The sequence below is a fragment of the Proteus columbae genome, assembly GCF_009914335.1.
Lineage (GTDB): Bacteria > Pseudomonadota > Gammaproteobacteria > Enterobacterales > Enterobacteriaceae > Proteus.
Map to the genome: position 1 here is coordinate 316934 of NZ_CP043925.1, position 24202 is coordinate 341135.

The 24202-nt window shown below is 38.5% G+C and carries 19 protein-coding genes, 1 tRNA gene and 1 pseudogene; 7 read left to right on the forward strand and 14 right to left on the reverse strand.

What is annotated here, in order from left to right:
• Nucleotides 1-232: 232 nt before the first annotated feature.
• From pyrI to argF, 4 genes are all read right to left on the reverse strand, one after another.
• The gene (gene pyrI, locus F1325_RS01595) at nt 233-691 is read right to left on the reverse strand and encodes an aspartate carbamoyltransferase regulatory subunit (RefSeq protein ID WP_109372664.1); all 459 of its coding nucleotides are present in this window, start codon (nt 689-691) and stop codon (nt 233-235) included.
• 13 nt (nt 692-704) lie between these two features.
• Complete coding sequence (gene pyrB / locus F1325_RS01600) at nt 705-1640, reverse strand: aspartate carbamoyltransferase (RefSeq protein ID WP_109372663.1); 936 nt, start codon at nt 1638-1640, stop codon at nt 705-707.
• Entirely contained in the window at nt 1637-1810 is a 174-nt protein-coding gene (locus F1325_RS19105; RefSeq protein WP_162558370.1) for a hypothetical protein, read from the reverse strand. The genes pyrB and F1325_RS19105 overlap by 4 nt, the downstream gene beginning before the upstream one ends.
• Before the next feature lie 178 nt (nt 1811-1988).
• A complete protein-coding gene (argF, locus tag F1325_RS01605) occupies nt 1989-2993 on the reverse strand; it encodes an ornithine carbamoyltransferase (protein WP_109372662.1) in 1005 nt (334 codons plus the stop codon).
• A 184-nt stretch (nt 2994-3177) separates the two neighbouring features.
• Here argF and rraB point away from each other — a divergent pair, with 184 nt between their 5' ends.
• A complete protein-coding gene (rraB, locus tag F1325_RS01610; RefSeq protein ID WP_109372661.1) occupies nt 3178-3606 on the forward strand; it encodes a ribonuclease E inhibitor RraB in 429 nt (142 codons plus the stop codon).
• A gap of 109 nt (nt 3607-3715) precedes the next feature.
• On the opposite strand, the gene F1325_RS01615 is transcribed toward rraB, so the two are convergent.
• Nucleotides 3716-4585, reverse strand: a complete 870-nt coding sequence (locus F1325_RS01615) for a pirin family protein (protein WP_160229905.1) — start codon at nt 4583-4585, stop codon at nt 3716-3718.
• A gap of 311 nt (nt 4586-4896) precedes the next feature.
• Entirely contained in the window at nt 4897-5820 is a 924-nt protein-coding gene (locus tag F1325_RS01620; protein WP_244313539.1) for a tetratricopeptide repeat protein, read from the reverse strand.
• A gap of 29 nt (nt 5821-5849) precedes the next feature.
• Between F1325_RS01620 and F1325_RS01625 the strand changes: the two genes are divergently transcribed.
• A complete protein-coding gene (locus F1325_RS01625) occupies nt 5850-6329 on the forward strand; it encodes an Hcp family type VI secretion system effector (protein WP_109372659.1) in 480 nt (159 codons plus the stop codon).
• Here F1325_RS01625 and F1325_RS01630 read toward each other — a convergent pair.
• The 6 genes from F1325_RS01630 to pepA form a co-directional block, all read right to left on the reverse strand.
• On the reverse strand, nt 6326-7339 hold the full coding sequence (locus F1325_RS01630; protein ID WP_109372658.1) for a hypothetical protein: 1014 nt from the start codon (nt 7337-7339) through the stop codon (nt 6326-6328). The genes F1325_RS01625 and F1325_RS01630 overlap by 4 nt on opposite strands.
• 501 nt (nt 7340-7840) lie before the next feature.
• On the reverse strand, nt 7841-8008 hold the full coding sequence (locus F1325_RS01635) for a YhfL family protein (protein ID WP_109372657.1): 168 nt from the start codon (nt 8006-8008) through the stop codon (nt 7841-7843).
• A 420-nt stretch (nt 8009-8428) separates the two neighbouring features.
• Complete coding sequence (locus F1325_RS01640) at nt 8429-8938, reverse strand: GNAT family N-acetyltransferase (protein ID WP_109372757.1); 510 nt, start codon at nt 8936-8938, stop codon at nt 8429-8431.
• A 376-nt stretch (nt 8939-9314) separates the two neighbouring features.
• Entirely contained in the window at nt 9315-12203 is a 2889-nt protein-coding gene (locus F1325_RS01645; RefSeq protein ID WP_109372656.1) for a valine--tRNA ligase, read from the reverse strand.
• A 13-nt stretch (nt 12204-12216) separates the two neighbouring features.
• The gene (locus F1325_RS01650) at nt 12217-12666 is read right to left on the reverse strand and encodes a DNA polymerase III subunit chi (protein ID WP_023583544.1); all 450 of its coding nucleotides are present in this window, start codon (nt 12664-12666) and stop codon (nt 12217-12219) included.
• A 105-nt stretch (nt 12667-12771) separates the two neighbouring features.
• A complete protein-coding gene (gene pepA / locus F1325_RS01655) occupies nt 12772-14280 on the reverse strand; it encodes a leucyl aminopeptidase (protein ID WP_006535637.1) in 1509 nt (502 codons plus the stop codon).
• Between the two features lie 286 nt (nt 14281-14566).
• Between pepA and lptF the strand changes: the two genes are divergently transcribed.
• Both lptF and lptG read left to right on the forward strand, forming a co-directional pair.
• On the forward strand, nt 14567-15664 hold the full coding sequence (gene lptF / locus F1325_RS01660) for an LPS export ABC transporter permease LptF (protein ID WP_109372655.1): 1098 nt from the start codon (nt 14567-14569) through the stop codon (nt 15662-15664).
• Nucleotides 15664-16743, forward strand: a complete 1080-nt coding sequence (lptG, locus tag F1325_RS01665; RefSeq protein WP_109372654.1) for an LPS export ABC transporter permease LptG — start codon at nt 15664-15666, stop codon at nt 16741-16743. The genes lptF and lptG overlap by 1 nt, the downstream gene beginning before the upstream one ends.
• Before the next feature lie 78 nt (nt 16744-16821).
• Here the strand turns inward: lptG and ampH are convergent, their stop codons facing one another.
• Nucleotides 16822-18051 carry a D-alanyl-D-alanine-carboxypeptidase/endopeptidase AmpH gene (gene ampH, locus F1325_RS01670; RefSeq protein WP_160229906.1) on the reverse strand — a complete coding sequence of 410 codons (1230 nt, stop codon included), beginning with the start codon at nt 18049-18051 and terminating at the stop codon, nt 16822-16824.
• A 1427-nt stretch (nt 18052-19478) separates the two neighbouring features.
• Here ampH and F1325_RS01675 point away from each other — a divergent pair.
• The 3 genes and pseudogenes from F1325_RS01675 to F1325_RS19260 all read left to right on the forward strand — a co-directional run.
• Nucleotides 19479-19563 (forward strand) — tRNA-Leu (locus F1325_RS01675).
• 197 nt (nt 19564-19760) lie between these two features.
• On the forward strand, nt 19761-21044 hold the full coding sequence (locus F1325_RS01680) for a tyrosine-type recombinase/integrase (RefSeq protein ID WP_160229907.1): 1284 nt from the start codon (nt 19761-19763) through the stop codon (nt 21042-21044).
• A gap of 5 nt (nt 21045-21049) precedes the next feature.
• Nucleotides 21050-21211: pseudogene (locus tag F1325_RS19260) on the forward strand (integrase); the annotation flags it as partial.
• A gap of 339 nt (nt 21212-21550) precedes the next feature.
• On the opposite strand, the gene F1325_RS01690 reads toward F1325_RS19260, so the two are convergent.
• Nucleotides 21551-24202 carry a DEAD/DEAH box helicase gene (locus F1325_RS01690; protein WP_160229908.1) on the reverse strand — a complete coding sequence of 884 codons (2652 nt, stop codon included), beginning with the start codon at nt 24200-24202 and terminating at the stop codon, nt 21551-21553.

A 24202-nucleotide genomic window follows, 5' to 3' on the forward strand; every position in this document is an offset into this window, starting at 1 on the left:
AGGCTTTATCATAAAGTTTGTCAGTGTAAAAAGAAAATGAATGTAGAGTTATACTGCATCTTGACGCTACTTTTAGTCCATAAAAATAGTGAGATTGTAGTAATATTTTTTATAAAAAAGAGGAAATAAACTATTTCTATTTTTAGTAAAAATAGTCTTGGGGCTTTTAAGAGATAATTATTCTTTTTTTATAAAAAAACTATCTGCCCTTTCGAGCAGATAGTTAAAAGAATTAACGAATAACCGCGTGGCGTTCGAACTCTTTTTCACAGTATTTGCAGGTTAATACAACATCTGAGGCCAGTTTTTTTACACGAAAACTACTTTGTACTGGCTCGTTATGGCTAATACAGTTGCTGTTCGGGCAAGGCACCACATCTTCAAGTAATTCAGGTAAGCTTAATGCCATCTTATTAATCACTTGATAATCATCGATAATATTTACTGTTGCTTGCGGTGCATACATTGCTAAACGGTTTGCTTGTTCTGGGGTTAAAAAGACATTCTCAATTTTAATTAAGTCTTTTTTACCTAAATTTTCTGAAGGTAAATTAAAACCTACTGTTATTCTTTCATCAGTTTCAGTTAAACGAAACAGTGAAAGAATTTTAAAGCCCACCTGCGCTGGAATATGATCAATAACAGTCCCACGTTTGATAGCTTCAACTTTTAGTTTGTGATCATGTGTCATGGTGTGCTCCTTATTAAAGAACTAAGTTTTTATTCAGAACTAAGGCAAGTAATGCCTGACGTGCGTAGATACCATTGCCCGCTTGTTGGAAATAGTAAGCGTAAGGTGTTTTATCTACATCAGTAGTGATTTCATCAATACGTGGCAGTGGGTGTAGGATCTTGAGGTTATCTTTCACATTCACAAGATCTGCACTGGTTAAGATAAATTGTGCTTTCACATTCGCATATTCAGATGGATCTAAACGCTCTTTCTGTACACGAGTCATATAGAGAATATCCAGCTCAGGCATGACTTCATCTACTGTTTCATGCTGGCTATATTCAACACCATTCTCTTCCAGTAAGTGAAGAATATGCTCTGGCATAGCGAGTACTTTAGGGGCGATAAAATAGAGATGATTACCTTTAAATTTCGCTAATGCTTGTGCTAGTGAGTGAACTGTTCTGCCATATTTTAAGTCACCGACCATCGCGATATTAAGATTATCTAAACGACCCTGTGTCTCTTGAATGGTAAACAAATCCAGTAAAGTTTGTGTTGGATGTTGGTTTGCGCCATCACCCGCATTAAGTACTGGAATATCGCCAGCAAACTCAGAAGCTAAACGCGCTGCACCTTCTTGAGGATGGCGAATAACAATGGCATCAGCATAAGTGCGAAGAACCGAAATGGTATCCGCTAAAGTTTCACCTTTTTTACCCAGCGAAGTGTTGCTTCCATCAGAAAAACCAACAACAGATGCGCCTAGGCGATGAATCGCAGTTTCAAATGATAGGCGAGTACGTGTTGATGCTTCAAAAAAGCAACTCGCAATCACTTTATCTTTTAACAATTCGTTATTAGGTTGCTGTTTTAGTTTATTAGCAACGTGAAGAACAGCTTCCAAATCTTCCCTGTCCAGATCATTGATGGAGATAATATGCTTTTGGTAGAGCGGATTAGTCATTTGAGTTCTCCTTTAGCGATGAATTGTGCGATAAGTGGTTTTTTACAGGCCAAAAAAAACCCCTCAATAAGAGGGGTTTTAAAAAATTGGGCTATTGGAAAAAAGAGAATGCGCTTGCGACCAGTTAAGGTGCTTGTTTTAGTAACAAATTGGAATAGGCGCTGTTTCATCTTTCCTCCTGACAAATTGTGGCGCATTATACGCATCTTAGATTTGCACGCAAGCGTTTGCTTTTGTTTTTTTCTAAAAATTTTTTTTTGATTTAAAAATCAATAAGCTTGGGATAAAACAAAGAAAACACCTATTTTTTGATAAATAAAAAATAGGTGTTTTGCATGATTATGTATTTTAGAAAGGATTTGCAAGGGTAGCGACCATCACTGCTTTTATTGTGTGAAGACGATTTTCTGCTTCATCAAACACAATGCTGTGTTTTGATTCAAAAACCTCATCAGTGACTTCAAAACCACCATATAGGTTAAATTCTTCAGCTAATGCTTTACCCATCGTTGTTTCTTCATCATGAAAAGCGGGTAAACAGTGAAGGAATTTAACATCTGTATTTCCAGTTAATTTTATAACATCCATATTGACCTGATAAGGCTTGAGTAAAGCAATACGCTCTTTCCAAACCTCTTTCGGTTCACCCATAGAAACCCACACGTCAGTGTAAAGAAAATCTGCGTTTTTAACGCCTTCAGCGACATTTTCAGTGAGTGTGATTTTTCCACCATTTTTCGTTGCAATTTCTTGGCATTGAGCAACTAAACCTGCTTCAGGCCAACATGCTTTAGGTGCAACTAAACGTAAATCCATACCTGTTAATGCTGCCGCTTCCAGCATGGTATTTCCCATGTTATTACGAGCGTCACCAAGGTAAGCAAACACAGTTTCTGATAACGGTTTAGTTTGATGTTCAGTGATAGTGAGTAAATCTGCTAGTAGCTGTGTTGGGTGAAATTCATTGGTTAAACCATTCCAAACAGGTACACCTGAATATTGTGCAAGTGCATCTACCGTTTTTTGTCCGTAACCCCGATACTGAATACCATCATACATACGACCTAATACTCGAGCGGTATCTTTTATCGATTCTTTATGCCCAATTTGGCTTCCTCCTCCTAAATAAGTCACTCTTGCGCCTTGATCAAATGCAGCAACTTCAAACGCACAACGGGTACGTGTTGAGTCTTTTTCAAAAATCAGTGCGATATTTTTTCCAGTAAGATATTGAGTTTCTTGACCTGATTTTTTGGCTTTTTTCAATTGCGTTGACAGTGTAAGCAGTTGCTGAATTTCCGCAGGTGAAAAATCAAGCAAACGTAAGAATGATTTTTGATAAAAAGGGTTCATAGAGTGATATCCTGTTATTGAATTTATATTCAATCTATATCAATAAATATTCATCATCAACCCCTAAGGTAAAACTTTTAATTTAAACAGTCTGCGATAAGGGCATCATATTAAGTATGGAGTGTTGATCCTGCCTGTGGGAGAATGAACGAGATACCTTTTCAGACTATTGCGGAGCATGATTATGGCGGACAGCAAAGAGTTAGCAGAACAACGTGAAGAAACACGTCTTATTATTGAAGAGTTACTGGAAGATGGCAGCGATCCTGATGCACTGTATGCCATTGAGCACCATATTTCTTGTGAAAACTTTGAAACACTAGAAAAAGCAGCAGTTGAAGTCTTTAAGTTAGGTTATGAAGTGACTGAGCCTGAGGAAATTGAAGTCGAATCAGGTGAGATCCTAGTTTGTTTTGATGCTGTGAGTGAAAGTGGTTTAAATGCTGAACTTATTGATGCCCAAGTTGAGCAATTAATGAATTTAGCTGAAAAAATGGGTGTCTATTACGATGGTTGGGGGACTTATTTTGAAGATCCTGACGCAGAGTATGATGATGAAGAAGGTGAAGACGAAGACGACGAAGAGTCTGATAAGTCATCTCGCTTACATTAATTTTTGCTAAATGTTGTCCTTTTATACCTGATTTATCAGTGCAAAATAATAGCACCAGCCACAAAATAATTACTTTGTGACTGGTGTTATTGGTTTTAAGATCGAGCGATTAGTTCATCACCCCAAATCTACCATTGTCATAATCATCAAAAGCTTGTTGTAACTCTTCTTGCGTATTCATCACAAAAGGTCCTTGTCCAGCAATCGGCTCATTAATCGGCTCACCTGTTAGAATTAAAACAAGGGTGTCACCCATTGATTCTAATGTCAGCGTATCGCCATGATTATCTAACACGACCATGTCGTGTTGGCGTGCAATTTCACTGTCATTGATATGTACCGCACCTTTTACTACAAACAGCATTGCATTATGGCCTTCGGGAATATTGTAATGTGAAACACCTGCACGATTTAAATGCAGATCCCACACATTCAGTGGTGAATAGGTCATCGCGGCACCTTGGGTATTGGCATAATCACCCGCAATGACTCTGACATAACCCTGGCCATCAGGTAATTCAACATGAGGGATATCCTCTGCTTTTAGCGCCTGATAACGAGGCTGTGTCATTTTGTACGCTGTCGGCAGATTCACCCAAAGTTGCACCATTTCTAATACACCGCCTTCTTTGGTCATTTTTTCAGAGTGATACTCTTTATGCAAAATGCCAGAGGCAGCGGTCATCCATTGCACGTCACCTGCGACGATAGTTCCAGCATGGCCTTTAGAGTCATGATGAGAAACTTCGCCTTGATAAGCGATTGTCACGGTTTCAAATCCACGATGAGGATGCGCTCCTACACCACGGGCATTAGTAACAGGCTTAAATAGTGTTGGCTCGGCATAATCCATCAGCAGAAACGGGCTATGTTTTTCACCATTTTCCTGATAGGAAAATAAGGTGCTGACTGGAAAGCCATTACCTACCCAGTGTGAATTTGGCGCCGAATAAATATGATTAATCTGTCTGATAGTCATGATTGTTCTCCGAGTTAAGGAAAGAAACCGCAATAACCAAGACACAGAAGGAGGTAATACAGATTATCGCGATTTCTTAATGACGATGATCATAAAGTGTTCGCACGATGAACAAAATAGGGGGAATTTGTTGATGGTGTTCAAAAAAAATGAATGATTTTATGACAGAAAAATACACTGAATTATTTACAGGACTTCACAATATCATGAGTTCGGTTGCAAACACTTTAAGTTTTCTCTTGTTCATAATCTGCCTATATTTTGATTGTTATTAAACACGCAAATATATAATTTATAGTACCACCTTAATTTTAATTATTTTTTATAAAATTTTTTTTTAAAAAATCGATTCGTAATTGAATGTCGGTGTAACCTAATTGATATGCTCTTGTATATAATTCTATCGCTTTCTTATAATTTTTAGGTACACCAAGCCCTTCTTCATACATCAGCCCAAGATTAACAAGCCCACCAATTCCATCTTTATTTGCCGCGTCTTGATAGAGTTTAACCGCTTTATTGATATCGCGTTTAAATCCAAAACCATGTTGATACAATAAACCTAGTGAATTCATTGCACTAGGATCACCTTTTTTGATTGCTTCCTGATAACATTTTATCGCTTCATCATATTTTTCTAATTCACCATACAGCATTCCTAATCGGGTAATGGCGAAATGGTTACCTGATTGTATTGATGCTTTATACCATTTTTCAGCTAATTCCATATTTTTTTCAACATCGTTACCATGACGATATAGATCTCCTAAACTCATCATGGCATTACTAGAATTATCATTTTTAATTGCTATTTCAAACATCTCTTTCGCTTTCGAATAGTTCTTATTATGTTTGTACAATAGACCTAAATTATAATTAGCGGAAGATGAACCTAATTCTATTGCTCTTTGGTAAAGTAAGATGGCTTCTTCTTGTTTTCCTTGTTCTTCTTTTAGTATTGCTAACTGATTAATCCCATCTGCATCATTTTTATCTGCTAAATGTTGATATATTTCCTCTGCTTTCTCTGTGTTTTTTTCAATTCCAGCACCTATTTCATAGAAATGCCCGAGGATTAATAATGCTTCATTATCTCCATGTTTTGCTAATATTTCACATGCAACAAAGTTCTTTTCTGCTGGAATACATTTAGCTTGAGATTTTGAATAAGCCAATATGGGGTTAGATAAACATAGAAATAACGTGACGATAAGAATCTTATTGTTTAACATCATGTAAAATCACCTATAAATGGACTTTATTAATGGCTAATTTAATCTATCTTACGTTAGAAGGGAAACAACAAGGCTTGATTTCTCGTGGCTGTGGAACATTGGATTCAATAGGAAATCGTTATCAAACAGGAAAAGAAGATGCAATATTTGTTACAGAACTGAATTTCTCAGTATCTAGATCCCAAAATTTAGCTCATCAGCCTATAGAGTTTACCAAGCTAATCGATAAATCTTCTCCTTTATTACTTATTGCAGTTTCAAATAATGAAATTCTTAGTTTAAATTTTGATTATTATCGTACTGCACAAAATGGTGGAATTGAGAAATATTTCACAGTGAAATTAAATGAGGCATCTATTATTGATTATTCACATCAATGCCCAAATAATATTTTACGCAATGATATAGATCCTGAAGAGCAATTAACTGTTAGATATCGTGATATTACCACCTCACAAATTATGGCTGGTACTTCTGGATATAGTATATCGGATGAGAGTGTATTCTAATTTTTATATTTATTAATTAAATGACGCACTTCAGAGATAAAAGCATCATCACTAGCTACGCTACTTGGGCTTGCTGCTAAAGTAATTAATGGTCCTATTTCTTCTTCAACAAAATAATAGGCCATAGTGATCTTGCTTTTATCCAACGCCTCAAAGACTGTTTTATTTTTGTTTTTTAATCTTTTTGCTGCTTCTGACATTTTTTCAATGGTTCCATAGCTGTATATCACAGTAGCTACGATAACTGCTCGATTAATCACTGTTTGTGTACTGACTGGTTTAAAGAAAGTTGGATATTTTAAAACAACAGAGGAAACAATTTGAGTAGTTATCGCAGTCACAATAAATTTTCGGATATTAGATTCAGTCATGACATCAACTCCAACACCGATTGCAAAATTTTTAACAGATACATTTACTTGATCGTCAATATCAAGCTTATTTTTAAAATTGATAGCATTATTTGAGCTAGAAATATTAGTTATTACTTGAATATGATCAGATAACTTCTGTTTTCTAGTTGGTGAAATTTGACTGATTATTGAACCAATAATAATATTGAGGGTTTCAGCAATATTTTCGTAAGGATCTATAATAAATCGTAATAAATAAACTGCCTCAATATTTTCTTGTATGATACGAGGATTTCTGGAGAGTCGAGATTTAAGAATAAAGTTCATGCCCATCATTTGGGGAGGAAAAACGCCCAAGTATACAGCGGTATCTTCTATTCTTTTAATACCTTTAGTTGATGTTATTCCAAAATCTTCAACTCTTTTTACCCAAGGATTATTTAGCGCGGTTTCAACTGAGGGGGTATCTCCTTCGCATCGATAATAAATCGACTCGTCTAATCCTGTAGGTGGTAAACATTCTTTTGAGCGATTATGTGCGTTTTTAAGCTCTCGACCTATTTTTCGATAAAGAGCTAATCGCTTTTCCATGGCTTCATTAGCATCCATGATTTCACCATCTTTGCAGTAAAACCATTGTAAATCACTACATTGCATATAACTTTCCTTTATATTTTAGTTAAATATAAATTATTCATAGAATAATAAATTTAATCAAATAGTTATCGATAACTTCTCATTAGTTTAAATAATAAGTTGATAGCTAAAGATCCCTATTAGATTCTGCTAAAAAGCCTTGAAATATATATAACCTGCTTTGAAATCTTATAATATTTTTGTGGTATATAAGTATATTTTCATCTGCTTTTTTCAATTTAAAAATATAATTAAAATTGAGAAATACTAAAATTTTACAAGATAATAGAGTGCAAAAAAGAAATAAAAATACAAAAACAAGACGTATAATAAGGAAATAGCTTAACCATACTATAAATAAGGCTATTTCTAGTTAGAATATTGATAAAGTCTATACTGAAAAAATTGATGCTACTTATACAAGGTTATAGAGAAAAGTGGTGAAAAAAATAAAAAAACTACATTCTTTCTTAGCAACAATAAGTCAGAATGCAGTTTATTAATACATTTATTTCTTAAATCTTATTTGTTTGTGTCGCCACAACCGCCAATGATTTTAGAAATAGAAACAGCTGGGTGCAGTAAGTAGTCGTAGTTACAGTCTTTTTCTTTATTGTATACGCTACCAGTACAACCAGTCATAACGGTAATTACAGAAGCAATAAGTGCAATTTTAACAAAGCTTTTCATAAAAAATTCCTTTTAAATTTTAGAGTTATAAAAGCCATCACATGACTTTATCTGCATAAAGATATTAAATTAGCGATAAATAGCAATATAAAAAAGAAGGAGAATTAAAATAAAATAGAAGCTAAGAGATATTTAATTTAAGAAGTTAAATAGAGTTATCTAGAGTGAAATGAATAATAAATTAAACTTGTGTATTTTAATAAAATTTAAGATAAGAATTTCATTAATAATACTTTGATAATAATTATTTAAGAAATTAATTGTGAGAATAAGTATAAAATATACTGTATTTATATCATTTTGATAAACAGAATTTGTGTTAATGGGTGCTATTATTTGACAATAAAAACCCGTATCAGAAATACGGGTAAAGTAAAACTTATTTTATTTATTGTATTACGTAGGGAACAGCAAGAACGCTTAAAGTGGCTTCACCATGCGGATCTCACAATCACTATGTCCAGTGTTGCCTAATGCTTCATCAATAAATTCGAATCCTAGTTTTTCGTATAAACCGACAGCCGCTTTTAAGATATCTGTGGTTTCTAAATAGCAACGGCTAAAGCCTTGCTCTTTACCAAATTCAAGAGATTGTAGAACGATTTTTTTCGCAATACCTTTGCCTCGTAGTTTGGATGAAAGGTACATTTTTTGTAATTCACAAGTATTGCCATCGCCTCCCGCAAGTGGCGCGACACCGCCGCCGCCAACAACTTCTCCATCCATCTCAACAATCCAGTAAGCACTGCGTGGCTGATGATAAACTTCATAAAGGGTATCTAAAATTGGATCGGCAACCGCAAAGCCTTTATCGGCAGTTAAACCGTGCTCTGCTGAGACTTCACGGATAACGCGTGCAATACCTGCGTTGTCTTTTTCTTCAATTGCTCGGATAACAATATTTGAGGTTATAGCTTGGGTTGCAGTCATAGTTGCACTCATCGTTTTCACTTATTAGTAGAATACTTTTTGATTATTTATTGAGAGAGCACCGGAAAGGGACTTCTTCATTGAAAGTAGCGCGGATGGCTACAAAAACTATCTTAATTGATTAAGCGTGTTTGTAAACCGTTAACCCTTTTTCTTTGCTTACTTATCCCATTTATTTCTAGCGTTATATTTTAGTGAGTGATTAAATTTAAGCAAAAATAAGGGGGGAGAAAGGCGGATTGACGAGAATAGAACCGAGAATAACAAGAAATGAAGTGAAAAATGGTTTTATTTTTTGAATGAAAGAAGCTAAGTAAAAACCCGCGATAAACGCGGGTTTTTACTATTAATCTCAGTGTCTTTAAAGCGACTGTGCTTATAAAGAGGCGATAGAGATTTTTTGTGCGATTAGTTTTTCTTTTGCACTTAAGCATGTTGCTAAGCGTTCACGCTCTTTAGCAACAACTGCTTCTGGCGCACGGCTAACAAAGCCATCGTTAGATAATTTGCTGTCTAAAGTTGTGATGTCTTTTTCTACTTTTTCAAGCTCTTTATCTAAACGTGCAAGCTCCGCATCTTTATCGATAAAGCCCGCCATTGGGATCAGCAATTCTGCACCGTTAACCAGTTTATTAACTGATAATGGCGCTTCTTCGCCTTCTGCTAATGGACGAATATCCGCTAAACGACCCATTGCTTTTAAGAAACCAATATTGTCACTAACGCGACGTTTAGCATTGTCGTCGGCACCACGTAAGATAACTTCAAGTGGTTTACCTGGGGCAATATTCATTTCAGCACGGATATTACGTACAGCAACGATAACTTCTTTGATCCACTCGAGATCGTTAAGTGCAGCTTCATCAACAAGTGATGCATCGAATTCAGGGAAAGCTTGTAGCATGATGGTTTCACCTTCGATGCCTTTCACTTCCTTCACACGTTGCCAGATTGTCTCTGTGATAAATGGAATAATTGGATGAGCAAGGCGCAGTAAGCCTTCTAACACTTCAATCAGTGTATGACGCGCTGCGCGTTTTTGTGCATCATTACCTTTGTGTACCGCAGGTTTTGATAGCTCAAGATACCAGTCACAGAATTGGTTCCAAGTGAACTCATATAAAATACCAGCAGCGATATCGAAACGATAGTTGTCTAACGCTTCACGATAGGCTTTAACGGTATTGTTAAATTCAGCTAAGATCCAACGGTCAGCCAGTGAGAATGTCATCTCACCACCTTGGTAGCCACAATCTTGATCTTCTGTATTCATCAGCACAAAGCGGCTTGCATTCCACAGCTTGTTACAGAAGTTACGGTAACCAGATAGACGTTTCATATCCCAGTTAATATCGCGACCCGTTGAGGCTAACGCGGCTAAGGTAAAGCGCAGGGCATCTGTACCGTGTGCTTCAATACCTTCTGGGAACTCTTTGCTAGTACGTTTAGCAATTTTTTCAGCCATTTGTGGCTGCATCATATTACCAGTACGTTTTTCTAACAGGTTTTCTAATGAAATACCGTCGATCATATCCAGAGGATCAAGTACGTTACCTTTAGATTTTGACATCTTCTGGCCTTCTTCATCACGAATAAGACCTGTCATGTAAACCGTATTAAATGGCACTTGCGGTTTACCGTCTTCGTCTTTGATAAAGTGCATGGTCATCATGATCATGCGAGCGATCCAGAAGAATATAATATCGAATCCACTGACTAAAACATTCGTTGGATGGAATGTCTTCAGTGCTTCAGTATTTTCAGGCCAGCCTAATGTTGAGAATGTCCATAGTGCAGACGAGAACCACGTATCCAGTACGTCATCATCTTGGCGTAATGCAACATCAGCTGCGATATTGTTTTCACGACGAACTTCTTCTTCGTCACGACCAACATAAACGTTGCCTTCATTATCATACCAAGCTGGGATACGGTGACCCCACCACAGTTGACGAGAAATACACCAATCTTGGATATCATTCATCCATGAGAAGTACATATTTTCATACTGTTTTGGTACAAATTGGATATCGCCGTTTTTAACAGCTTCAACGGCTGGTTTTGCTAAAGGCGCTGCGCGAACATACCATTGGTCTGTTAGTAAAGGTTCGATAACAACGCCACCACGGTCACCGTAAGGTACGGTTAAATCGTGAGGTTTGATCTCTTCTAATAAACCTAGACGTTCAAATTCAGCGACCATTGCTTTACGTGCAGCAAAGCGTTCCATACCTTGGTAGGCTACTGGAATTTCAGTGCTATAAACATCAGATTCAACACCATTGGTGTCTAAGACTTCTGCACTAACACGGATATTGCCGTCAAAGTCCATGATATTAATCATTGGTAATTGATGACGACGTCCAACTTCATAGTCATTAAAATCGTGAGCAGGGGTGATTTTTACGCAACCTGTACCTTTTTCCATATCAGCGTGTTCATCCGCTAAAATAGGGATACGACGGTTAACGATTGGTAGAATAATTTCTTTACCAATTAAATCTTTATAGCGAGGATCTTCTGGGTTAACAGCAACACCAGTATCACCTAACATGGTTTCAGGACGTGTTGTTGCAACAATGAGGTAATCTTTACCTTCAGCGGTTTTCGCCCCATCCGCTAAAGGATAACGCAGATGCCACATAGATCCTTTAACTTCACGGTTTTCGACTTCAAGATCAGAAATCGCTGTGTGTAATTTAGGATCCCAGTTTACAAGGCGTTTACCACGGTAGATTAGATCTTCTTTATGTAAGCGAACAAAAGCTTCTTTAACCGCTTTAGATAACCCTTCATCCATTGTGAAACGTTCACGTTCCCAATCAACAGAGTTACCTAAACGACGCATTTGGTTAGAAATGTTACCACCTGATTCTGCTTTCCATTCCCAAATTTTGTCGATAAATGCATCACGACCATAGTCATGACGATTTTTACCTTCTTCAGCGGCAATTTTTCGCTCAACAACCATTTGCGTTGCGATACCCGCATGGTCAGTACCTGACTGCCATAAGGTATTTTTACCTTGCATACGCTGATAACGGATCATGGTATCCATAATGGTCTGCTGGAAAGCATGACCCATATGTAGGCTACCTGTGACGTTTGGCGGTGGGATCACGATACAGAAGCTTTCTTTCGTTGTATCGCCATTGGCTTTGAAATAGCCTTTTTTTTCCCAATGCTGATACAGAGGTTGTTCAATCTCTGCTGGATTATATGTTGTGTCGAGCGATGGCTCTTTCGGTGCGGATTTATTTTCCATATTCTTTACGTATTCAATAGGTTGGCGGCGTAGCCATTGTCAAAGTAAAGCCGACGCTACGATAAATTTTATATCGTTCACGCGCCAACTGTTTCAATTGTTCATCAATAGGTACAAAGTCTATCACTTCATGGAAAGCTGTGGCAAAGTCTACGAATTGCGATTGCAAATTAATCAAGAGATCACGAGGTGCATTACCACGTTTTCCAGGCCAACATAATTCAACAGGAGAGCCATAACGAGGGCCTTCACCTGCAAGATTATGAGGAACAAACTGATGAGGTTCTCTTGCCCATAATGCCTCATCAAGCAATTCAGCTTGAGCTTGAGACTCACAAACCAACAAAATACGTTTGCCTAATCGCCAATGTTCAGCGGTAAGTTGACAGGCAAGCCACTCATGAGCCTGTAAATCATCGTGTATTGATGGGTGTTCCATTAAATAAAACGTGGCGTTTTTCATGATATCCCGATAACAGAAGGGTATTGCGTTGCAATACCCTTCTTGGAGTCTGCTCTATTTACCATAATAATAGGGTAATACCTTAACCCTGATAATTATGCGGTATTACTCGTCGCTATTCAAACCCGCGCGATTAAGTAAGAACTGAGACAATAAAGAAACAGGACGGCCTGTCGCGCCTTTTGCTTTACCAGAACGCCATGCTGTGCCTGCAATATCCAAGTGAGCCCAGTTATATTTAGTCGCAAAGCGCGCTAAGAAACAACCCGCAGTAATTGCGCCACCTAAACGGCCACCAGTATTGGCTAAATCAGCAAAATTAGATTCGATTTGTTCATAGAACTCATCGCCTAATGGTAAACGCCAAGCGCGGTCACCTGCTTGCTCTGATGCATTCATCAATTCATGTGCTAATGGATTATGATTAGACATTAATCCGCTGTAGTGATGTCCTAAAGCCACCATACAAGCACCTGTTAATGTAGCGATATCGACAACTAATTCAGGCTCAAAGCGCTCAACATAAGTTAACGTATCACACAGCACTAAACGACCTTCAGCATCGGTGTTTAATACTTCAACGGTTTGTCCTGACATGGTTGTTAAAATATCACCTGGGCGATACGCTTTTCCACCCGGCATGTTTTCGCAACCCGCAAGTACACCAATGACATTGATTGGTAACTGGAGTTCAGCAACAACACGCATCACACCGTAAACCGTTGCCGCACCACACATGTCGTATTTCATCTCATCCATGCCATCGGCAGGTTTGATAGAAATACCACCCGAGTCAAATGTCAGCCCTTTACCTACTAACACAATTGGGCGAGCTTCAGGATCTTTATTGCCTTTGTATTCGATAATCGACATTAAAGATTCATTTTGAGAGCCTTGTCCTACTGCGAGGTAAGCATTCATATTTAGCTCTTTCATTTGTTCTTCGCCAATAACACGCGTAGAAACATTTGAAGATGAGTCTGCTAATTGACGAGCTTGAGACGCCAAATAAGCGGCATTACAGATATTTGGTGGCATGTTAGCTAAATCTTTACATGCTTTAATACCTGATGCGATGGCTAAACCGTGTGCAATTGCGCGTTCACCACTTGGTAGTTCACGACGAGTAGGTACATTAAAGACCATCTTACGTAATGGGCGACGTAATTCTGTCTTATTGCTTTTCAGTTGATCAAAGGTATAGAGGCAGTCTTTTGCAGTCTCAACCGCTTGACGCACTTTCCAGTAATTATTACGACCTTTAACATGTAACTCAGTCAGAAAGCATACGGCTTCCATAGATCCAGTTTCATTGAGTGTGTTAATGGTTTTTTGAATGATCTGTTTATACTGGCGTTCATCCAATTCACGCTCTTTACCGCAACCAATTAGTAAAACGCGCTCAGAGAGAACATTTGGTACATGATGTAACAGCAATGATTGTCCGACTTTGCCTTCCAGTTCACCTCTGCGTAACAGGGCGCTGATATAGCCATCACTGATTTTATCAAGTTGCTCCGCGATCGGAGATAAACGACGAGGCTCAAACACCCCCACGATAATACAAGCGCTGCGTTGTTTCTCTGGGCTGCCGCTTTTTACATTAAACTCCATGCGTTCTCCTGAATATTAAAGACAAAAACGGAAAGTATCGTTTAGAATAGTGATCCGCATTAATCTACCCCATAGAAAGTTTACTTTTTATGTTAAGCTAAATGCATTAATTGAACACAACTAATTTAGCTAACTTATAAGCTTGTTCTTATTGGGAACCTGTTTATAGCATGTTTTGATATCATTTGGGCTGCAAGAATGTCTAACTGAGATGCACAAATGATAGATATACAACGAAGTTAGCGATTTTCCTGCAAAAAGACAAGTTTTCACAGGCATAACTAGCGTGATTATAATTCGATATTTAGCTCGGGAAACCCTTAAAAGTCAGATAGCCATCTTATTTATTCTGATGCTTATCTTCTTTAGCCAGAAACTGGTTGAAATTTTAGGGGCTGCTGTAGAAGGTAACATTCCTACAAACCTCGTGATTTCTCTGCTGTGGCTGGGAATTCCTGAGATGGCACAGCTTATTCTTCCATTAAGCCTTTTTCTTGGGCTTCTGATGACTTACAGCAAACTTTATGTTGAAAGTGAGATAACCGTCATGAGTGCGTGCGGAATAGGTAAGAAAGCATTAGTGCAAGCTGCACTGTTGCTCTCATTACTGACCAGCGCATTAGCCGCAGGAAATGTTATTTGGCTTATTCCTTGGTCTTCGGTGCATCAAGAGCAAGTTCTTGAGGATGCTAAAGCAAACCCAAGTTTAGCTGCATTGATGGAAGGGCAATTTAAAATGTCCAGCGACCGCAATATGGTGCTCTATCTTGGTAGTGTGAAAGGGAATCAATTCCAAGATGTATTCCTTGCACAGTTGCGTCCAACACAAGATCAACGCCCTTCTGTCGTGGTTGCAGATAAAGGCTATACCAAAGAATTACCTAACGGGAATCAGATAGTCGTATTAAGTGAGGGTACTCGCTATGAAGGTACGGCTGTGCTACGTGATTTTCGTATTACCGATTTTAATGATTACCAAGCTGTTATCGGGCACCGTGAATCTACCATTAGCAGTAATCGTGTAGAACAAAAAACGATGACTGAACTTTGGCATTCAAATGAAACAGAGTCTATCGCTGAATTCCATTGGCGCTTAACCTTGATTTTCTCTGTTGTCATTATGGCGGTGATGGTTGTGCCTTTAAGTGAGGTAAACCCACGTCAAGGTCGCGTATTAAGTATGTTACCTGCAATGTTGCTTTATCTGGTCTTTTTCTTATTACAAAGTTCACTGCACTCTAATGGTGAAAAAGGAAAAGTTGACCCTTTCATTGCGATGTGGAGTGTGAATGGGATTTATCTTGGCCTAGCTATCTTATTGAATATTTGGGATACCTTACCTATGCGTAAGTTCCGAGCTCGCTTTAAGAAAGGAGTTGCCTGATGTTTGGTGTATTAGATAGATATATCGGGCGTACTATTTTACAGTCGATTTTGATGACACTGTTTTTGCTAGTTTCACTATCTGGCATTATCAAATTTGTCGATCAACTCCGTAAGGTAGGGCAAGGGGATTTCACTACACTGGATGCGGGTATTTACGCCATTTTAAATATCCTTAAAGATGTGCAGATTTTCTTTCCTATGGCGGCATTACTTGGTGCGTTATTAGGATTAGGCGCATTAGCAACGCGTAGTGAGTTGGTGGTGATGCAAGCATCGGGATTTACCCGTTTGCAAATTGCAGGCTCGGTGATGAAAACCGCTATTCCCTTGGTCCTATTAACTGTACTGATTGGCGAATGGGGCGCACCACAAGGTGAACAGTACGCACGTAACTACCGTGCAGAAAAAATCATGGGTAACTCTTTAGTTTCGACTAACCGCGGTATGTGGGCTAAAGATGGCAATCAATTTATTCATATCAACCGAATAAAGAGCCAAAATGAGATGCAAGGCATCACACTCTATGATTTTAATAATGAGAGAAAACTAGAAACGGTACGTTATGCATCAAGTGCAACCTACGATGTGAATAAAAAAACGTGGATGTTGAAACAAGTTGAACAGTCAGATTTAACTGATCCACAAAAAATCACAGGTAAAAAACAGGTATCACTTGAATGGCCAACACGATTAACGCCAGAAAAATTAAGCGTTGTGGCGTTAGATCCAGATGCATTATCGATCAGCGGGCTCTATCAGTACGTTAAATATCTAAAGCAGAGTGGGCAAGAGTCAGCAAACTATGAGCTGAATTTCTGGAAAAAAATCTTTGCTCCAATCTCTGTTGCGGTAATGATGTTAATGGCATTGTCATTTATTTTTGGTCCATTACGTACTGTACCAATGGGATTAAGAGTCTTAACGGGTATCTCTTTTGGTTTCTTATTCTATATCGTCAATGAAGTTTCAGGACGATTAAGTTTGGTTTATGGCATACCCGCAGTGATTGCCGCATTAGTACCGGGAATACTCTTCCTAACGTTGAGTTTATGGTTATTGATGAAGCGTAATCGCTAAATAACATCAGACTGAAAAATAAAAAGCGCCTTTGATTTACTATCAAGGCGCTTTTTTTATGGAAATTTGATGTGTTATTTACTGATAAAAATCTTTTGCCAGTGCACGAACCAAGGCATTAGTACCCTGAGTCACTTCGCTAAATTTAGTGCCGTTAGGTTTACGAGTGATCACCACAAATACACCAATATTTAATTCGGGAATGGTTGCCATATAAGTATTAAATCCACCGCCACCGCCTGTTTTTTGGTAAATTGCCGGAATACCATTAGCAGGAGCCATATAAACCCAGCCTAGACCCACGCCATCAGCACGACCTGCCACATCCATCCCTTCTATTGACGAGAGTCGATTACGAGGAAAGTAAACAGACTGCTCTTTACTTGCTGTTGCCTTTCGCATGGCATTATGAGAAGTCAAAAAGCCTTGCATCCAACGTTGCATATCGGCAGGCGTCGAGTACACACCGCCACTTCCAGCTGCTGCAATGGTGTCAGAGCATGGGCTTGGTTTATATCCTACTAATAGTCGTTGGCATTGTGCTGGAGTCGGCGTCAATGTGGTATTCGTCATGCCTGCGGGCTGAGTGACATATTGTTGTAAAAGTTGAGGATAACTTTTACCTGATGCTTTCACCAAGGCATCCGCTAATAGATCGTAAGCGAGGTTTGAATAAGCTGCTTGTTCCCCTGCGGTAGATGTCAGTGTCGCCTTTTTCAACCAGTTCCAGCGGTCGCCATGCGTTGGCCATATAAAAACAGGTCTTCCCCATTTTCCACCGGGTTGTTCTCGTGGAAAACCACTAGTGTGACTCGCTAAATGATAAAGACGGATAGGGGATTGAGTGCTGACTAATGGAATGTCTACACCATAGTAACTGTATTTTTGTAGTGGATCGGTGACTAATAATTTTCCATCATCTTGTAACTTTAATAGCACTTCACTCGTCATCAACTTAGTAATTGAAGCGATACGAATAAGCGAGTTCATTGATGGTGCATTGCGGCTTTCAGGTGTTGTCGTCCCAAAAGAACGATTCAAGGTTTGAGAGTTATTGATCATGACAATAACCATACCTTGAGGATTACTCTTTTGATAAATCTGTGAGGCATATTTATCAAACAGCGCGCTTGCATTGCTTACATTAGGGCTTAATGCCGTAGGCCATTGCGTTAACTCAGGCACACTGTTCTGTTGATTTAACATAGAAGGTTGTGTCGCTGGTGGTAATGATGAACGTTGGCTACACGCATTCAATGTCAGTAAAGCGACTGGGATCATAAGATATTTTAGAAAATGTTTTTTCATTTTTACTTTCAACAGAAGTCAGTGAGGTGAAAGGAATGCGATCAACATAAAATTGTTTATGTTTTAATTTGGTGCCTTTCTTATCGCGTTATTTTTTCTTTATCATTTTTAATACGGCACCTAAGATAATACCAACAAATATGCCCGTTATAATCCAGCCAACAATGCCCATAACACCGCCTTCTAATCAGATTTAAACCAAATTTTGATTATATTATCAGAAATAAGAATGTCTATCAGTGCAAGAGTCAGTTATCAAAAAGTTGGCATTAAATGTGTCAAATTGTCTCTAAGAAAAGGATAGTGAAGAAAAATCGCATCATAAAAAGACATTTCCCTCATGTTTCTCCTCTAAAAGTAAGGTAAGTATTACCGTTAAGTTACAATCTTCCTCAGTTACCCTAGTTTTTAACCCTATTATTAGCTTTTCTTTATTATTAAGTTAGGATATGTATATCAAGAAAATGTTAATGAATGGCTTTTTTATTCAATAAATTGCTTTTCAATAACGTATTCATCTTTTATTTATCTTATTTTGATATAATTTCGGTATTATGTAAAGATAATATAAGAGTGTGACATATTTTGTAATAATTTATTGATTGTGAGATTGTGAAATTAAACTTATTATAGCTTCATCAAGTCGAGAGACTGAGAATATAAGAGTTACAGAGCAAAGATAACACAGCAATAATAGAGTGAAGTAATAAGAAGGCATATTATAAAATAGCCTCTTCAATAATAAATAAGTTATATATTAGTCGTAATATTTCAACACCATTATATTAGATAGCAGTACCTTCGTTAAAGCAGTAAATAAGTACCTTTGTGTTAAATAGTAATTTCCTATGTAGTAGTAAGAAGTATCTTATTAAAGTAGTAAATCCTTTATATCAATAATATGCAGTATAGATAAATAAGTACATTATATTAATAAAACATAACTACCTTCTTCCTCACACCAGGGAAGAAAAGGGCAGTGACGCTACAAAAATAATTTATAGTCATTAAAATAAAATTAAGCCCTCGTTTAGCAGTACTGTCGGATCAAAACACTAACCCAAGTTTTGATCCTTTTTTTATTTATCGATATATAAATCAAAATATATCGTTTAAATAAGTTAGTTTTAATGAATTTATATAATGACGATATAATCTTTAAAAGAGAAAAAGATAAGATAAGAAAAAAGTAGAAATAAGGTGACGAATAAACTTAGATACAAGAATAACAAGATAATTGATTTATCGATACAACATGATTAAATCATTAACGATAGATACCTAGATGTAACTTATAAGTCGTGTTTTATGATAGCAACAAACCCCAAATGCACTTTTTTTCGCCAATCAAACTGAAAACTAACAATAATTGTTGCGAGGGTTCTTCACGCAAGTATAATGGGCAAGTTTTCCAGACACACTTCAGTGCCGGAGTGGCGAAATTGGTAGACGCAGTTGATTCAAAATCAACCGCCTTCGGGTGTGCCGGTTCGAGTCCGGCCTTCGGCACCATAAGAACATCAAGAGACGTCAACCGACGTCTTTTTTTGTATCTAAAATCCCTGTTTTACAAGGCTTTCCTCGCATTTTAACTCTACCAACGTATACTCAACTCAACCGACATCAAGTTAATAATGTGGGTACATTTGCGGGTATATGCCGATTCGATAAAGTTTTGTACCCGCAATTCGGCTACGAGGATAGTTAAAATGGTACTTTCCGATACTAAGGTTCGTTCTGCAAAATCTGAAGATAAAGCGTATAAGCTGACAGATGGTAACGGACTATTTCTTCTGGTTCACCCCAATGGCTCTAAATATTGGCGCTTCCGTTATCGCTTTGGCGGTAAAGAAAAGATGCTAGCATTTGGCGTATATCCTGATGTCTCCCTCGCGAATGCCCGTGAAAAACGAGATGAGGCAAGAAAACTTGTCGCTAACGGAGTAGATCCTAGTGAAAAACGCAAAGAAGTAAAAGAAGAGCAACAAAAGGAATTTAATACATTCGAGAAGGTTGCACGTGATTGGCACGCAACGAATAAGAAGTGGTCAGAAGGCCATAGCCATCGAGTTCTCAAAAGCCTTGAGGACAATATCTTTGCTGCTATTGGTAAGCATAATATCGCTGAACTAAAAACTCGGGATCTCCTTGAACCCATTAAAGCCGTGGAGATGTCTGGACGTCTTGAGGTTGCGGCACGTTTACAACAGCGTGTGACAGCCATTATGCGCTATGCGGTACAAAGTGGTTTAATCGACTACAATCCAGCACAAGATATGGCTGGTGCAGTGGCTACAGGTAAACGAGTACATAGAGCGGCATTAGAGCTTAAACGCCTACCTGAGTTCTTACAACGCATTGATGATTATAAGGGAAGGCCTTTAACTAAACTTGCAGTTAAACTTACCTTGTTAGTCTTTATTCGTTCCAGTGAATTGCGCTTTGCTCGCTGGGATGAAATCGATTTTGAGAATGCCATGTGGACTATCCCCGCTGAACGCGAAGCGATAGAAGGGGTAAAACACTCTCATCGCGGATCAAAAATGCGCACTACCCATTTAGTTCCTTTAAGCCGACAAGCGATTGAGATATTAAAGCAGATCTATCAATTCAGTGGCAATCACGAACTGATCTTTATCGGCGATCATAATCCAAGAAAACCAATGAGTGAAAACACGGTAAACAACGCATTACGTGTGATGGGCTATGACACGAAGATGGAAGTTTGTGGGCATGGCTTTAGAACGATGGCATGTAGTTCGTTGATTGAGTCAGGTTTGTGGTCGAAGGATGCAGTAGAAAGGCAAATGAGCCACCAAGAACGCAACTCAGTAAGAGCTGCTTATATTCATAAGGCAGAACATATAGAGGAACGGCGACTGATGGTGCAGTGGTGGGCTGATTATCTGGATGCGAATAGAGAGAAAGAAATTTCACCGTTTAGTTTTGCGAAGTTGGGTGACCTTGTCCACTCCCCATTAAAGATAATTTAAATTAGGTTATTGAGTTGTTGGGGTATTATAAAGGAAGGTTAACAGGGCATGGCTTCCGCCACAGGATGAGCAAAATTTTGCATGAGAAAGGATATAACTCTGCATGGATTGAAACCCAGCTCGCGCATATCGATAAGAATGCGATCCATGGTACGTATAATCATGTTTAGTATATGGATGAAGAGAAATAGCAGTGGTATGCGGATTACATGGGAAAATTGGAGGGGAGTTAGGGAATGTGGATTTTAAGTTATAAGTAGATATCTAGACATCTACTGGTGCGATTTACATAACAAGCGATAAAGAAACGGAAGGTATCCTCTATCGACCACAACAGTACGGGAAGTTATTTACCAAATGATTACGGATGTCATCAAAAAATGGAGTATACCATCCGAAACCTGCTATTGATCATAATACGGTTTATTATCGAGTTTGGTGGCCGCCGAAGCGGTCACCTTTAATGAAGTGGCAATACACAGAATTCTTTACAAGGTTTATATGAGCTAATTTAATTCGGACACGATTTCTTGCGACCAACTGTTTTCCATTAACATTCGGAATGACATACCACCAGATGCTGCTTCCAACGTGAGTTCTCCCGCATCCACTGCCGTTTTAACATGTTCAGTCAACAGTTCAAACAAGCGACGTTTGTATTCAGTGTCATCATTCCCTTTCAAATGCTCGCCCTTGGTCTCCAACACTGAGAAACGGTAACTGCCCGAACTAGGCTCTTCGACACACACCAACAAGTCAGGATAAACTTTCTGCTTCTGCCATCCTTGAAGACTATATTCACGTTGATTTACCGCTATACGGTGCCACCAATACACTGATTCTTGCTTATCCAAATACCAAGCAGTTTCTCGTTCTAGGTTATTAAGTTCATTTTGGTACACTTTTTCAAATAAGCTTCTCTCTAGCTCAGAGCCATCTTTGCGACGAAGTACTTGATTATGTTCACTGACATTTACTTCTAACGTTTGCGCCAGTTCCCAATTCAGTTTGTCATTGTCTGATGCGAGTAATCGAAGAGATATATCTCCCTTGTCCAACTTGGATCTGAAGATTTGTTCCGACAATTGAATAACCTGTTGTTTAATATCACGCTTCATTTCTTTGAGTAGTTCAAGACGATTGGCGAACAAAGCCTCTTCACTAACACCATTATCACGCAATATGTTTAAAGTGTGAGTTAGCACACGCATTGCCTGCCAAGGATTAGGGATAATATCAGTAAGCTGGCGGACCATATAGGAAATATCCAATCCCATACTGGCATTAAACTCTATATTTTCTTGCACGGGCTCAGCTAAGTCCAATTCACCTTGGTTATTTTTTGACATTATGTAGTCGATACGGGCAATGGTACGCTGTAACTTGTCATTAATGAACTGAAAATTATCTACATTCAGGTATAACAAGGACTCCCAATCTAAGTCACCCAGAATGTCTCGCTCGTAATCGAATAATCGGTAGCCGTTCTCAAAACGGTTATCTAGATGCAAAACCCTTGGCAAAAATATTTTAGGTAAAGAGCGAAAACGCTTTCTAAGCAATAAAATTTCTTTGGTTACAGCAGTGGTAGGTTTATTAGCTTCAGAAGCTTTGACCTGATTTGCCACATCTCCCATACCTTCTTCTTCTAAACCTTCCTTAACACCGGCAACGGCATTCATTACGTCTTGATCAAAGGTGTAGACATAACATTCATCTAAGCTTGGTTTTTGCGTTAAACGCGCATGTGGTTGGCGCAGTACCCGACCAATCATTTGGGTAATCGCAGTTCTTGCTGTCATCTTAGATAATACTGCCAACACATAAGCGAAGGGGCAATCCCAGCCTTCACGCAATGCATCTTTGGTAATGATGTACTTCACAGGGCACATATCACTGAGCAAATCATCATCACCCAGTTCGTTTTTGTCTGACGTTTTCAGGCGGATTTCATTTTCATTTACACCCAATTTATTCATCAGATACTCACGTGCATCTTCAGCATGAACAAAAGCCGAATCACGTTGATCTTTACCTGTGCGCTCTACACGGATCAGCATGATGGGGCGAATATAACGACCCGTTTCGTTCTGAAACTGCTGAGCATCGAGATCAAGCTCACTCAGTTTAGAGTGTGCGAGCGACAAAGTGTGCTTCCATTCACTTTTATCTTCGTTAATTAAGTTGATTGGCAACTTAATCATTTGCTCATCTTTCAAGGCTTGTCCCGATACGTTGACCAACACATTTGAATGATGTTTGCCGTTTGCGTTAGGAGTGGCTGATAGTTCAAGAATAAATTTTGGGTTGAAGCCACAAAGTGTATCTCTAGCCGTGTTGCTGTATGCCTTATGACCTTCGTCAATGATAATCACTGGACGGACTAACCGTAATACATTGCCTAAACTCTGCTTCACCGATACAGAGCCTGGCGCTATACCCTCCTGCCAACCATAATCCGAGAGGTCGTTACAGTCTAAATTGCGAATTTCAGTCACTAATACTTCATTAGCCGTCGTATCATCCTCTATAGGGAAAAATGAGGTGAATCGACCGCTATCTCGAAACATACGTAGTGCTTCTTTGGATTGGCGTGCACTGGATTGTAGCATTAACAGCATGACACAAAGGTTTTCGTCAATATCTCGCTTTGTAAACGCATCATTCTTTTCGAGCATTTTGACTCGTCCACCAGAAGCACGTTCTAGCATTTGCCGATACGGATGCTCACGATTAGCTAATTGCTTCCATGTTTGCTTATATATGGCGTCCGACGGTACCACCCAAAGTACCATGCCCGTTTGCTGTATAAATAAGTCAGTTTGCAGTCGTTCAATCGCTGCCACACCCAATAAAGTTTTACCACCACCAGTCGGTACTTTAAGGCACACATTAGGGATAGGTTGTTCTAAACCATCGAACCTTGATACATATGGCGCAGGCACAAAATGACCACTTTTATCTTTAAGCAAATCAATTCGGCGTTCCTGTACCAGCTGCTCCCAGGCATCTTTGGTGTAGTCGTTTATGCGCGCCTCTTTACCCTTCATTTTTTGAAAGGCAACAAAATCTTCCGCTTCTTCTTTATTTTCTGCTAGAGTTTTCAGATAGTAATCAAGCTTATTTAGCACACCATTTTGATAGTCTTTTAACTCCAT

Bases quoted from the DNA above. Each gene is read 5' to 3' on its own strand.
- pyrI (WP_109372664.1), bottom strand. From the start codon at position 691: ATGACACATGATCACAAACTAAAAGTTGAAGCTATCAAACGTGGGACT.
- pyrB (WP_109372663.1), bottom strand. From the start codon at position 1,640: ATGACTAATCCGCTCTACCAAAAGCATATTATCTCCATCAATGATCTG.
- F1325_RS19105 (WP_162558370.1), bottom strand. From the start codon at position 1,810: ATGAAACAGCGCCTATTCCAATTTGTTACTAAAACAAGCACCTTAACT.
- argF (WP_109372662.1), bottom strand. From the start codon at position 2,993: ATGAACCCTTTTTATCAAAAATCATTCTTACGTTTGCTTGATTTTTCA.
- rraB (WP_109372661.1), top strand. From the start codon at position 3,178: ATGGCGGACAGCAAAGAGTTAGCAGAACAACGTGAAGAAACACGTCTT.
- F1325_RS01615 (WP_160229905.1), bottom strand. From the start codon at position 4,585: ATGACTATCAGACAGATTAATCATATTTATTCGGCGCCAAATTCACAC.
- F1325_RS01620 (WP_244313539.1), bottom strand. From the start codon at position 5,820: ATGATGTTAAACAATAAGATTCTTATCGTCACGTTATTTCTATGTTTA.
- F1325_RS01625 (WP_109372659.1), top strand. From the start codon at position 5,850: ATGGCTAATTTAATCTATCTTACGTTAGAAGGGAAACAACAAGGCTTG.
- F1325_RS01630 (WP_109372658.1), bottom strand. From the start codon at position 7,339: ATGCAATGTAGTGATTTACAATGGTTTTACTGCAAAGATGGTGAAATC.
- F1325_RS01635 (WP_109372657.1), bottom strand. From the start codon at position 8,008: ATGAAAAGCTTTGTTAAAATTGCACTTATTGCTTCTGTAATTACCGTT.
- F1325_RS01640 (WP_109372757.1), bottom strand. From the start codon at position 8,938: ATGACTGCAACCCAAGCTATAACCTCAAATATTGTTATCCGAGCAATT.
- F1325_RS01645 (WP_109372656.1), bottom strand. From the start codon at position 12,203: ATGGAAAATAAATCCGCACCGAAAGAGCCATCGCTCGACACAACATAT.
- F1325_RS01650 (WP_023583544.1), bottom strand. From the start codon at position 12,666: ATGAAAAACGCCACGTTTTATTTAATGGAACACCCATCAATACACGAT.
- pepA (WP_006535637.1), bottom strand. From the start codon at position 14,280: ATGGAGTTTAATGTAAAAAGCGGCAGCCCAGAGAAACAACGCAGCGCT.
- lptG (WP_109372654.1), top strand. From the start codon at position 15,664: ATGTTTGGTGTATTAGATAGATATATCGGGCGTACTATTTTACAGTCG.
- ampH (WP_160229906.1), bottom strand. From the start codon at position 18,051: ATGAAAAAACATTTTCTAAAATATCTTATGATCCCAGTCGCTTTACTG.
- F1325_RS01680 (WP_160229907.1), top strand. From the start codon at position 19,761: ATGGTACTTTCCGATACTAAGGTTCGTTCTGCAAAATCTGAAGATAAA.
- F1325_RS01690 (WP_160229908.1), bottom strand. From the start codon at position 24,202: ATGGAGTTAAAAGACTATCAAAATGGTGTGCTAAATAAGCTTGATTAC.